The sequence below is a fragment of the Aneurinibacillus thermoaerophilus genome, assembly GCF_900099925.1.
In the GTDB taxonomy this organism is placed as follows: domain Bacteria; phylum Bacillota; class Bacilli; order Aneurinibacillales; family Aneurinibacillaceae; genus Aneurinibacillus; species Aneurinibacillus thermoaerophilus.
The window spans coordinates 72,348-84,201 of sequence record NZ_FNDE01000001.1; the positions used below are offsets into that span (position 1 = coordinate 72,348).

The window sequence follows — 11,854 nt, forward strand, 5'->3', positions numbered from 1 at the left end:
TAACAGAAACGGACGCGTTGTACCGCGTCCGTTTTTCAATTATTACTTTTATTTTTTGAAATACTTATTGTAGATTTGGTCGAACTCGCCGTTTTCCTTTATAGCGGCAAGACCTTTGTTCAGCTTATCCAGCAATTCTTTGTTCCCTTTTTTCACCGCGATGCCGTACTGTTCTTGTTTGGCTGAAGTGTCTTCAATAATGTTCACATCGTCAAGCTTTAGCTTTTCCATGAATTTTTTCACAACCGCGTTGTCGGCAACAACCACGTCAATGCGGCCGTTCCTCATATCTTCAATCGCGCCCGCTACCTCTTCGTAGCCTTTTAAGCCGCTATAACCTTTTCCGAGTTTTTCTTCCACAAGGAGTTGACCTGTTGTACCGGATTGAACGCCGATTTTCTTGCCTTTCAGGTCAGCTACCGTTTTCACAGCCGGCGCGTTCTTTTTAACGAGAATCCCTTGTTCTGCTGTAAAGTAAGGGGTTGTAAAGTCAAACACTTTTTTGCGATCATCGGTAATGGTAATACCGGCGATGGCGATGTCAACGGAACCGTTTTTAAGACCGGCCATCATCGGATCCCAGCCCGTATGCTTTACTTCGATCTCCATGTTTTGCGCTTTGGCGATCGCTTTAATCAAATCAATATCAAATCCTTCCGGCTCTCCGGTCGGAGACATTGATTCAAACGGAGGGAACGCAGCATCCGTTGCTACTATGAGCTTCTTTTTTTCTGCCCCTGCCGCATTTCCCCCATTGCTTTCCTTGCTGCCACAAGCTGCAAGTCCAAACGCGAGCAAGCAGGCGATAAGTGTGAATAAAAACTTTTTCCCCATTGTGTATAGACCTCCTATATTTTTGTACATAATGTGCATTTCCTCATTTAGACTATAGCACGATGTTGCAATTTCAAACGGATTTATACAAAATGTTTATTCATAAGGTAACATGAATAAGTATACGAGCATAATACGTTATTGGCAAGTGCTTTGAAGATAAAAAATACTTTTAGGACATTTACTAAATCTCGTACATATACTGGTTATATAAACCGAGAAGCCGGGCGCTGCAAAGCGAGGTGAACAAATAATGGTAAAAATTTCAGAATTTCAGGAGAAAGATGTGGTAAACATATTAGATGGAAAAAATCTCGGCCAGGTGATCGATTTGGAAATTAACCTACAAGCGGGGCGCGTCGAGGCAATTGTTGTCCCGGGCAAAGGGAACGGAAAGTTTTTCGGGTTGTTTGGCGGAGGAGAAGAAATTACAATTCCGTGGCGCAACATCGTAAAAATCGGGAAAGATGTAATTCTTGTCCGGCTGGATGATGGGGTGGCACTTATGAAACAGGGTATGGACGAAGGCTCGTACCGTTCATAAATCCGTATTCTTTCTTTTCTTATAAGGACGGGAATGGTAAGATTCTTATTGTGAGGAGGGAAGAGGATGGAGCCATTCGTCATGCAGGAGAAGGGGCTTATGCTCCGCCTTACGGGATGGGAAAGCAAGTGGCCGCAGCTTGTGGCCGGCTTTTCCACGAGGAACGGCGGCGTAAGTAGGAGAGAATATGAAAGTCTGAATTGTGGGTTGCACGTTGGAGATACAGTGGAGCATGTCATTCAAAATAGACGAAAACTTGTTGAAGCAAACGGTTTTTCTTTTGCTTCTTGGACGTGCGCAGAACAAGTACACGGAAGCAATATTCGCGTGATAACGGACGATGATGTAGGCGCGGGCAGAATGGCGCACAGCGACGCGATTGCAGAAACGGATGGTCTGCTGACCGATAAGCGAAACGTGTTTCTTGCTTCGTTTTACGCCGATTGTGTGCCGCTTTTCTTTTATGCATCAAAAGCAAAAGCGCAAGTGATTGGTGTGGCGCATGCGGGCTGGCGCGGAACGGTCGCGCGTATCGGTCCGAAAATGGTTGAGACAATGCGGAAAATATGGGCGATTGGTCCGGAGAATATATACGCAGCAATCGGGCCGTCTATCGGTGCCTGCTGCTACGAAGTGAATGATATAGTGGCCGATGAGATTAAAAATGTGCTTGGTGCAAAAGCCTTTCGTGTATTGACAGAGACGCGCGAAGGAAAGTATATGTTAAATTTGCAGGAAACGAATCGAATTTTGCTTGAAAGAGCAGGAATTTTGCCATCTCATATCGAAGTGAGTCATTTATGTACAAGTTGCCGAAGCGATGTATTTTATTCCTATAGGAAAGAAAAAGGAAAAACGGGCCGGATGACGGCTTTTATCGCATTGAAAGAGGGGTAAGGGAAGACATTGTCATATATTGCGGAAAATTTACGACGGGTACAAGCAATGATTGAAGCCAGCTGCGAACGTGTGGGGCGTAAACCGTCCGAAGTGCAAATTGTAGCGGTCACGAAATATGTGTCTTTGGAGACGACGCGTGCGGCTATTTCGGCCGGCATCCATCATATTGGGGAAAGCCGGACACAGGATGCCGTGCCGAAGTGGCAGGCAATCGGCACGGAAGCAGCCACCTGGCATTTTATCGGTCATTTACAGACCAATAAGGTGAAAGACATGGTTGGCCGGTTTACATATGTGCACTCCTTGGATCGTTTTTCGCTCGCTAAAGAATTAAATAAGCGCGGAGCGCAACACGACGTAGTGACAAAATGCATGGTGCAAGTAAATGTTTCCGGTGAAGAGACGAAACATGGGCTTGCGCCGCAAGAGGTACCTGATTTTCTTGCGGCTATTCAGGACATGCCGCACATTGAAGCATGTGGATTTATGACGATGGCCCCATATGTCGAAAATCCTGAGGAAACAAGGTGGATTTTCCGGGAACTGCGTCAGTTGCGCGATCGGATGCGGAAACAGTATGCACATATGCCGCTGCATCATTTAAGCATGGGAATGTCCAACGATTACCATATCGCTGTCGAGGAAGGAGCAACCTTTATCCGTTTGGGGTCCACGCTGGTCGGCGACGAACGAAATTGAAATTATTTAGGTAAGGAGAGCGATGAACATGGGCGTCGTTAGCAAGATTAAGGAGTTTTTCGGGCTTGGGGGCGAGGCAGAAGTGTATGAAGAAATTATCGATGAGGCGGAGGAGTATGAAGAGGAAGAAGCGTATGTAAAGCCGCGCAAAAACCGCCAGATGAATAACGTCGTCAGCCTGCACGCCGTAAAAGAGCAGGCGCCCCGTGTCATGCTGGTTGAACCGAAATCTTATGAAGAAGTACAGGAGATTGCGGATCACCTATGCTCCAGACGCGCCGTTGTCATCAATTTGCAGCGTGTACCGGGCGAACAGGCAAAGCGGATTATCGACTTTTTAAGCGGTACGGTGTACGCTATTAACGGCAGCATTCAACGGGTTGGACACAAGACGTTTTTGTGCTTACCTGAACATATGGAAGTACAAGGAAATATTACGGAAATGATATATGATGATAGAGGTTAAAGTAGTCGAGGTGAGGAAATGGCGCAAATTATCAGCCTGATCCATTTTGGATTCAATGTATACTATTATATGATTATTATTTATATTGTAATGTCTTGGATTCCCCAGGTACGCGAAACATCTTTTGGTGAAATGTTGGGACGGCTAGTGGAGCCGTATCTGCAAATTTTCCGCCGCTTTATCCCGCCGCTTGGCATGATTGACATTTCGCCGATTGTGGCGCTGTTTGCGCTATATTTCGCCCAGATCGGGCTTATCAGCATCCTGATGTCGCTGGTGTAACTAGATGAGCATATACCAGCACTTTCGGCGGGATGAGCATCCGTTCGTGGAGCGGGTGCTGGAATGGACCGAGCGCGTTCGCGCTCGGTATCAGGTGCTCCGCACCGATTTTCTTGATCCGCGTCAAGCATTTATTGCGAGATCGATTGCGAACCGAGAAGCGGGCGTATATTTTGAAACATATGGCGGATACGAAAAGGCGGAGCGAGTAAGAGGCCTTTTTTACCCTGAATATGTGGAACCATCGCGGGAAGAGTTTGGGTTAGCCCTGCTTCAGGTCAAAGGGACAAATCGTTTTTTGACGCTGGAACATCGGGATTATTTAGGCGCTCTGATTGGGTTAGGTATAAAGCGGGAAAAATTTGGAGATATACTTGTTCATACTGATGGCGCACAGCTTTTGGTGGCGGAAGAAATTGCTGGTTACGTGCGTTTATATATGAATCAGGTTCACCGTGTTCGTGTAACAGTGGAGGAGGTTCCACTTGAGGGGATTTCTGTACCTGAGCAGTCGTTTCATCCGTTGTCGTTTACCGTACAATCCCCCCGACTGGATGCGGTAGTTGGAGATGTATACCGCTTGTCCCGGGCCAAAGTGGTCGCTCCGATCCAAAACGGACGGGTGAAGGTGAATTTTCGTGAAATAAACGATCCGTCTTTTTATCTGGAAGAAGGGGACATTGTTTCGTTTAAAGGTTTTGGCCGCTTTAAAGTAACTTCTATTGGCGGAGAAACAAAAAAAGGCCGCATTAAAATGGAAGTTGTTGTATTTGACTGATTCTATGTTTTGCTTTTTAGATTTATGGGAGGTGCACTGTCGTGTCGCTTACACCACTGGATATTCATAATAAGGAATTCAGCCGCGTGTTTCGCGGGTATGACGAAGACCAAGTCAATGAATTTCTTGATCAAATTATCAAAGAGTTTGATATTTTGCTAAAGGAAAAACGCCAGCTTGAAGAGCGCGTGGCTACGTTGAACGAGAGGTTGTCCCAGTTCTCCAACATCGAAGAGACGCTCAAAAAATCGCTCGTTATGGCTCAGGAAGCGGCGGACGAGCTGAAGGCAAACGCGCGCAAAGAAGCGCAGCTCATTATTAAAGAAGCGGAAAAGAACGCAGATCGCTTGATTAACGAGGCGTTGGCGAAGTCCCGCAAGCTTGTTTCCGAAATCGATGAGCTAAAGCGTCGCGCTTCCGTATATCGCATGCGTTTCCGCTCCATCTTGGAAGCGCAGCTTGAAATGCTGGACAACGGCGATTGGGAAGACTTCGAAAAAATTGAAGAAGACCTTGCGAAAAATATGACAGAATAAGCAGCAACATGTGAAAACTCTGTCGGTTGACGTTAGGGCATTGATTGGTCTATAATTCTTAGAATATACCAGATTTTTACGAGGGATAGCGTAGCCTTCTCGTCCCGTTTGCATGGGCTGGGAAGGCTATTTTGCGATGATTATACTGTAGGAGATGAAACGAGGATGGATTACAGTAAAACATTGAAGCTTCCAAAAACCGATTTCCCGATGCGGGGAAACCTGCCAACACGCGAACCTGAAATGCAGGCATGGTGGGAAGAAAACAAAATGTATGAGAAAGTGCAGGCACGCACCAAAGGCCGGCCTAAGTTTATCCTACATGACGGACCGCCGTACGCGAATGGTGATATCCATATCGGACACGCATTGAATAAAGTGCTGAAAGACTTTATTGTGCGCTCGAAATCGATGCTGGGATTTGACGCACCGTATGTGCCGGGCTGGGACACGCATGGACTGCCGATTGAGCATGCCATTATCAAAAACGAGAAAATTGATCGGCATAAAGTGGGCGTCGTCGAGTTCCGTGAGCGTTGCGCCGAGTACGCGTACAAGTACGTGGATAAGCAGAAAGAACAGTTCAAACGTCTCGGTGTGCGCGGCGACTGGGACAACCCGTATATTACGCTGAAGCCAGAATATGAGGCCCGCCAGATTAAAATCTTTGGTGAAATGGCGAAAAAGGGCTATATTTATAAAGGATTAAAAGCCGTATATTGGTCTCCGTCTTCGGAAACGGCGCTGGCGGAAGCGGAAATCGAATACAAGGACAAACGCTCTGCATCCATTTATGTCGCGTTTTCTGTGACGGACGGCAAGGGCAAACTGGCAGAAGGCGATAAAGTCGTTATCTGGACAACCACACCGTGGACGATTCCGGCTAACCTGGCAATTGCGGTTCATCCAGAACTGGAATATTCGCTTGTGAAAGTAGGAGCCGACAAGTTTCTCGTCGCATCCGGACTGCTTGAAAATGTAGCGCAGACGATCGGTTGGGAACAGTACGAGGTGACCGCTACATACAAAGGAGCGGAGCTGGAAGGCGTCGTATGTCGCCATCCGTTCTATGATCGCACATCACCAGTGCTGTTAGGTGAACACGTTACGCTCGATGCTGGTACAGGCTGCGTTCATACCGCGCCCGGCCACGGGGAAGACGACTTTATGCTTGGCCAGAAGTATGGGCTAGATGTACTCTGCCCTGTGGACGAAAAAGGGATGATGACCAAAGAAGCGCCGGGATTCGAAGGCGTATTCTACGATGATGCCAACAAGCTGGTTACTGAGAAGTTAAAAGAAGCGGGTGCGCTGCTTCATATGGGCTTTATTACTCACTCGTATCCGCACGACTGGCGTTCCAAACAGCCGGTTATTTTCCGGGCGACCGAGCAATGGTTTGCGTCCATTGACGGGTTCCGCGAGCAGATGCTTCAGGCGATTAAAGATGTGAAATGGATACCGCATTGGGGCGAGCAGCGTTTGCATAATATGATCGCGGACCGCAGTGACTGGTGTATCTCCCGCCAGCGTGTCTGGGGCGTGCCGATTCCGATTTTTTACTGCCGCGATTGTAATGAGCCGCTGGTGAATGACGATACGATTCATCATATTTCCGAACTGTTCCGTAAGGAAGGTTCTTCCGTTTGGTTCGCAAAAGATGTAGAAGAGTTGATGCCGGAAGGCACCGTTTGCCCGAAATGCGGCGGCAAGCACTTCCGTAAAGAAACAGACATTATGGACGTATGGTTTGACTCAGGTTCTAGCCACGAAGCAGTGTTGCGCGAACGGGAAGAACTGGTGTGGCCGGCGGACTTGTATCTGGAAGGTTCTGACCAGTACCGCGGCTGGTTTAACTCGTCTTTGTCCACCGCTGTGGCTGTGTATGGACGGGCACCATACAAAGCGGTATTGAGCCATGGTTTTACGCTGGACGGCGAGGGACGGAAAATGTCCAAATCGCTCGGGAACGTGATTGTGCCGCAGAAGATTATGGATCAGTTGGGCGCAGACATTCTCCGTCTGTGGGTTGCTTCTGTAGACTATCAGGCGGACGTGCGCATTTCGGACGCTATTCTCAAACAAATTGCCGAAGCGTACCGTAAAATCCGCAACACATTCCGTTTTCTGCTTGGTAACTTGGAAGGCTTCGATCCGGCCGCAGACCGTGTGCCTTATGAACAACTGGAAGAGCTTGACCGTTATATGATAGCTAAAACCCAGAAGGTCATCGAAAAAGTGCGTAAAGCGTATGAGGAGTATCAATTCCATACGGTATACCATGTGATTCACAACTTCTGCTCGATCGAGCTAAGTTCCTTCTATCTGGATATCTCGAAAGACCGCTTGTACGCGGACGGGGAGAAATCGCTTCGCCGGCGCTCCGCGCAAACTGTGATGTATGACATTCTGCTGGCTCTTGTGCGTCTTGTAGCACCGATTATCCCGCATACGGCGGACGAAGTGTGGAAGTACATTCCGGGAACTGACGCGGAAAGCGTACAGCTGACCGATATGCCGGAAGCGCGGAGTGAAAGGAGCGATGAGGCGCTGGAAGCGAAGTGGGATCGCCTTGTGGAAATTCGTGATGAAGTGCTGAAGGCTCTTGAAGAGGCACGTCGCGAGAAAGTCATCGGTCAATCGCTGGCTGCATCCGTCGCGATTTATCCAGGCGAAGAGGTGGAAAAAGCGCTTAAAGGCGCGGACGAGCATTTGAAAGAACTGTTCATTGTATCGCATGTGACGCTTCACTCCTCTTCCGAAGTGGCACCGGAAAATGCTGTGCAGCTGGAAGGTCTCGCGGTTGTCGTAACGCCTGCGGAAGGCGAAAAATGCGAGCGTTGCTGGGTGATTACGCCGGAAGTAGGACATGATGCTGACCATCCAACGCTGTGCGTACGCTGTGCAACGGTAGTTAAACAGGAAGTAAACGCATAACCGGGAGGAAGGCTGTTGATTTATTATTATGTGATTGCGCTGCTGGTTTTTCTTGTTGATCGCTTCACGAAATGGCTGGTTGTAACTTATATGGAAATCGGCCAGTCTATCCCCCTGTGGGAGGGTGTGTTTCATCTTACTTCGCACCGGAACAAAGGGGCAGCGTTTGGTATCCTTCAAAACCAGCGCGCCTTTTTTATCATCATTACCCTGGTTGTCATTGTCGGGATCGTGTGGTATTTGCGGAAAATGGTGAAAGAAAGCACGCTTGTTTCCTGGGCGCTGGCGCTTATTTTGGGCGGCGCGGCCGGCAACTTTTATGACCGGTTGCTGACCGGGGAGGTTGTGGATTTCTTTGATTTTACATTGATTCATTTTCCGATTTTTAATGTTGCCGATTCAGTGATTGTGATTGGGGTAGGTCTGTTTATGATAGACGCGCTGCGGGAGCTACTTATGAATGAACGGGGTAAAACGTATGAATAACGAAGAACGTTATGAACGGCATGATTGGATTATCGAGCCGGAGGATGCAGGCGAGCGCGTAGATAAATTTTTGGCTTCTGTGCAGGATGATTGGTCTCGCAGCCAATTGCAGGGCTGGATTAAAGACGGATTGCTTTTCGTTAATGGAAAGTCGGTCAAAGGAAATTATCGGTTACAGGAAGATGATGAAGTCGTACTGCACGTGCCGCCGGCAAGAGAATTGAACATTGAGCCGGAAAACATTCCGCTGGATATTGTGTACGAAGACAGCGATGTCATTGTGGTAAATAAGCCGCGTGGGCTGGTCGTACATCCGGCACCGGGTCATTACTCCGGCACGCTGGTAAACGCGCTGCTTTACCATTGCCAAGATTTATCCGGCATTAATGGGGTACTTCGTCCCGGAATCGTACACCGGATCGACAAAGATACATCCGGCTTACTGATGGTGGCGAAAAATGATAAAGCGCACGAATCGCTGGCGCGTCAACTGAAAGATCACACGGTGACGCGCCGCTACGTAGCGCTCGTGCACGGTGTGATTTCGCACGATAAAGGAACCATTGATGCGCCCATTGGCCGTGATCCGAAAAATCGCCAGCAAATGGCGGTTGTATTTGAGTATAGCAAGCCGGCGGTTTCGCATTTCGTCGTGCTGGAGCGTTTTAAAGAGCATACGCTTGTCGAATTGAAACTGGAGACCGGGCGCACGCACCAGATTCGTGTGCATATGAAATACATTGGCCATCCGTTGGTCGGCGATCCAAAGTACGGACCCAAGAGCTTCTTTAAGATTGAGGGGCAAGCGTTGCACGCGAAAACGCTCGGATTTACTCATCCTTCGACCGGAGAGTACCTAGAATTTCATGCTGCATTGCCGGATGATATGGAACAAATTTTGAAGCGCTTAAGATTTGGAGCGTTTATGGAGCAGTGAAAAATCCACGAGTTTACCTTATTTCTAAAAAGTAGTTGACATACTCCCGTTTTCGTGTCATACTTCTTTTAACTACAAAGGAACCTTTAAATCAGTCCTGTGAGGCTGGCAAGGAGAACGAATAGGTTTGGCATAGGGATGGGGAGTTGTGCGCTCACTCATTCTTTGTCGAGCACAAAAAAGCTTTCTGCCGCCCGCAGAAAGCTTTTTTTGTGTCGGGGTTTTATTTTATGGATAAAATAAAGGTACGTTTGTGAAGGAGAGAAGCGTGACAATGACGAGCGAATGGAAAGAAAAAAACGTGCTTCTAGATGAGGCTGCGATGCGGCGGGCGTTGACCCGTATCGCCCATGAAATTATCGAGCGCAACAAAGGTATAGAAAATTGTGTGTTGGTTGGCATTCGCACGCGTGGGATTTATCTGGCGAGGCGGCTTGCAGCCCGTATTCAGCAAATCGAAGGACAGACGATCCCGGTCGGTGAGCTGGATATCACGCTGTATCGCGATGACCTTACGCATAAACAAGAACAGCCGACGATCAGAGGCAGCAAGATTGAGGTTGATATTACTGGTAAAAAAGTCATCCTCGTAGATGATGTGTTGTTTACAGGCCGGACGGTACGGGCAGCGCTGGATGCGTTGATGGATATTGGAAGACCGCAAATGATTCAACTGGCCGTGTTAGTCGACAGAGGACATCGCGAACTTCCTATCCGCCCGGACTATGTGGGAAAAAACGTGCCGACATCGAAGGAAGAGATTATCGTTGTTGAACTGGCTGAAATTGATAACCGCGAATGCGTAACGATTCGTGAAAAATTTAAAAAGTAACAGAGCACAGAAAAAAGAACAGTGACCTTTAACTCAGCTCCGTGAGGCTGATAAGGAAGGAGAAGAAATTCAATGATAAAAAAGGATTATGTTGATGTGCATGAGATACCGGCGCTGCAAAAAGTAGTTCCGCTAAGCTTGCAGCACCTGTTTGCGATGTTTGGCTCAACCGTTCTGGTGCCCCTTTTGACCGGGCTTGACGTATCGGTGGCGCTTCTTACGAGCGGAATTGGAACGCTTCTGTTCCTGCTCATTACTAAAGGCAAGCTGCCGAACTATCTTGGTTCCTCGTTCGCGTTTATTGGCCCAATTCTTACGGTAAGCCACAGTCACGGTGTCGGCACTGCAATGCTCGGCTGCTTTATGGCCGGTCTCGTATATTTAATTGTGGCAGCCATTGTCAAATGGACGGGCGTTCATTGGCTCAATCGTTTGTTGCCGCCTGTTGTTATTGCATCGATTATCGTTGTAATTGGCCTTAGCGTATCCGGCGTGGCGGTTGGCTGGGCGCTAAATGACCCGCTAAGCGATCCGGCGAAGCCGGCCTACTCCCTCGGAGCGGTGGAAGTGGCGTTTGTTACGCTGGCGGCTACGGTTGTGGCGACGATTTTCTTCCGCGGATTTTTATCGGTGCTCCCGGTGTTAACCGGAATGATCGTCGGCTATGCGTACGCGGCGGTTCGCCATCCAGAATGGATTGATTTTGCGAAAATCAAGGAAACGCCCTGGTTTATTAGCCCAGGCATGTGGGTGAACGAGCATTTCATAACAGGTCAGGTATTGGACGCATTTGCTTCTCCGGGCGCCTTGCTGGCCGCGCTCGTAATCGCACCGGTGGCGTTTGTCACGCTGGCTGAGCACATTGGCCACCTGCTCGTAACAGCCAACATTATGAACCGTGATTTGATGCGCGACCCGGGCTTGCACCGCTCGCTTGCGGGAGATGGGGTAGCGGTGATAGTCGCATCGTTCCTTGGTGGACCACCGAGCACAACCTACGGCGAAAACATGGGCGTTCTTGCGTTAACTAAAGTATACAGCCGCGTGGTTATTGCCGGAGCCGCCTGCTTTGCTATCCTGTTCGCGTTCATTGGAAAAATCGGCGCGTTCCTGATGACGATTCCGAAACCGGTATTAGGCGGTGTAACGATTGTATTGTTCGGCATTATCGCGGCGCAGGGGATGCGAATGTATGTAGAGCACAACATCGATTTCTCCCATAAGCGGAATATGGTTATCTCGGCCATTGTGCTCGTAACCGGAATCGGAGGATTTAAAATGGACTTCCATGAAGTAACATTTAGCACCTTCATCGCGAACCTTACGATCGACAACATTGCAATGGCAACGTTCCTTGGTATTTTCCTGCATGCGGTGTTGCCCGGCAAAGAGGTCGCTTTTGGGAAAACAAAAGAGGGACAATTGCATAAACAGGCATCATAATCATCCTTTAAAACAGTCCTGTGAGTCTGGTAAGGATGCCATGATGTATACTGCATATGGAGAAAAGGCTTCGTGCCCGGCTTCAGACCGGACACTTAGAGAAACCGGGCCTCGCTTCTCAGTGTGTATATAACAAGGCTTCTTACCAAGAAAAATGGGTAAGAAGCTTTTTTTATAAAT

General features: G+C 48.4%; 13 protein-coding genes. 12 read left to right on the top strand and 1 reads right to left on the bottom strand.

Going from position 1 to position 11,854, the window contains the following annotated elements; all coding sequences use genetic code 11:
• Positions 1-48 precede the first annotated feature (48 nt).
• On the bottom strand, positions 49-834 hold the full coding sequence (locus BLR88_RS00375; RefSeq protein WP_254778188.1) for a basic amino acid ABC transporter substrate-binding protein: 786 nt from the start codon (positions 832-834) through the stop codon (positions 49-51).
• Between the two features lie 253 nt (positions 835-1,087).
• Here BLR88_RS00375 and BLR88_RS00380 point away from each other — a divergent pair, with 253 nt between their 5' ends.
• The 12 genes from BLR88_RS00380 to BLR88_RS00435 all read left to right on the top strand — a co-directional run bounded on the left by BLR88_RS00380 (position 1,088) and on the right by BLR88_RS00435 (position 11,674).
• Entirely contained in the window at positions 1,088-1,378 is a 291-nt protein-coding gene (locus tag BLR88_RS00380) for a YlmC/YmxH family sporulation protein (RefSeq protein ID WP_057898321.1), read from the top strand.
• Between the two features lie 66 nt (positions 1,379-1,444).
• Positions 1,445-2,275 (top strand): peptidoglycan editing factor PgeF, encoded by an 831-nt coding sequence (gene pgeF / locus BLR88_RS00385; RefSeq protein WP_091259587.1) that lies wholly within the window; start codon positions 1,445-1,447, stop codon positions 2,273-2,275.
• Positions 2,276-2,284: 9 nt separating this feature from the next.
• On the top strand, positions 2,285-2,977 hold the full coding sequence (locus BLR88_RS00390; RefSeq protein ID WP_281423684.1) for a YggS family pyridoxal phosphate-dependent enzyme: 693 nt from the start codon (positions 2,285-2,287) through the stop codon (positions 2,975-2,977).
• A 28-nt stretch (positions 2,978-3,005) separates the two neighbouring features.
• Positions 3,006-3,443: a cell division protein SepF gene (locus tag BLR88_RS00395; RefSeq protein ID WP_057898323.1), complete on the top strand. Its 438-nt coding sequence runs from the start codon at positions 3,006-3,008 to the stop codon at positions 3,441-3,443.
• Between the two features lie 18 nt (positions 3,444-3,461).
• Positions 3,462-3,725, top strand: a complete 264-nt coding sequence (locus tag BLR88_RS00400) for a YggT family protein (RefSeq protein WP_057898324.1) — start codon at positions 3,462-3,464, stop codon at positions 3,723-3,725.
• Positions 3,726-3,729: 4 nt separating this feature from the next.
• On the top strand, positions 3,730-4,503 hold the full coding sequence (locus BLR88_RS00405; RefSeq protein ID WP_057898325.1) for a YlmH family RNA-binding protein: 774 nt from the start codon (positions 3,730-3,732) through the stop codon (positions 4,501-4,503).
• A gap of 41 nt (positions 4,504-4,544) precedes the next feature.
• Positions 4,545-5,039 carry a DivIVA domain-containing protein gene (locus BLR88_RS00410; RefSeq protein WP_057898326.1) on the top strand — a complete coding sequence of 165 codons (495 nt, stop codon included), beginning with the start codon at positions 4,545-4,547 and terminating at the stop codon, positions 5,037-5,039.
• Positions 5,040-5,204: 165 nt separating this feature from the next.
• Positions 5,205-7,976: an isoleucine--tRNA ligase gene (ileS, locus tag BLR88_RS00415; protein ID WP_057898327.1), complete on the top strand. Its 2,772-nt coding sequence runs from the start codon at positions 5,205-5,207 to the stop codon at positions 7,974-7,976.
• An 18-nt stretch (positions 7,977-7,994) separates the two neighbouring features.
• The gene (gene lspA / locus BLR88_RS00420; protein ID WP_057900278.1) at positions 7,995-8,462 is read left to right on the top strand and encodes a signal peptidase II; all 468 of its coding nucleotides are present in this window, start codon (positions 7,995-7,997) and stop codon (positions 8,460-8,462) included.
• A complete protein-coding gene (locus BLR88_RS00425) occupies positions 8,455-9,399 on the top strand; it encodes an RluA family pseudouridine synthase (protein ID WP_057900279.1) in 945 nt (314 codons plus the stop codon). The genes lspA and BLR88_RS00425 overlap by 8 nt, the downstream gene beginning before the upstream one ends.
• 274 nt (positions 9,400-9,673) lie before the next feature.
• Positions 9,674-10,231, top strand: coding sequence for a bifunctional pyr operon transcriptional regulator/uracil phosphoribosyltransferase PyrR (gene pyrR / locus BLR88_RS00430; RefSeq protein ID WP_057898328.1), 558 nt, complete (start codon positions 9,674-9,676; stop codon positions 10,229-10,231).
• A gap of 72 nt (positions 10,232-10,303) precedes the next feature.
• The gene (locus BLR88_RS00435; protein WP_057898329.1) at positions 10,304-11,674 is read left to right on the top strand and encodes a uracil-xanthine permease family protein; all 1,371 of its coding nucleotides are present in this window, start codon (positions 10,304-10,306) and stop codon (positions 11,672-11,674) included.
• Positions 11,675-11,854: the final 180 nt, after the last annotated feature.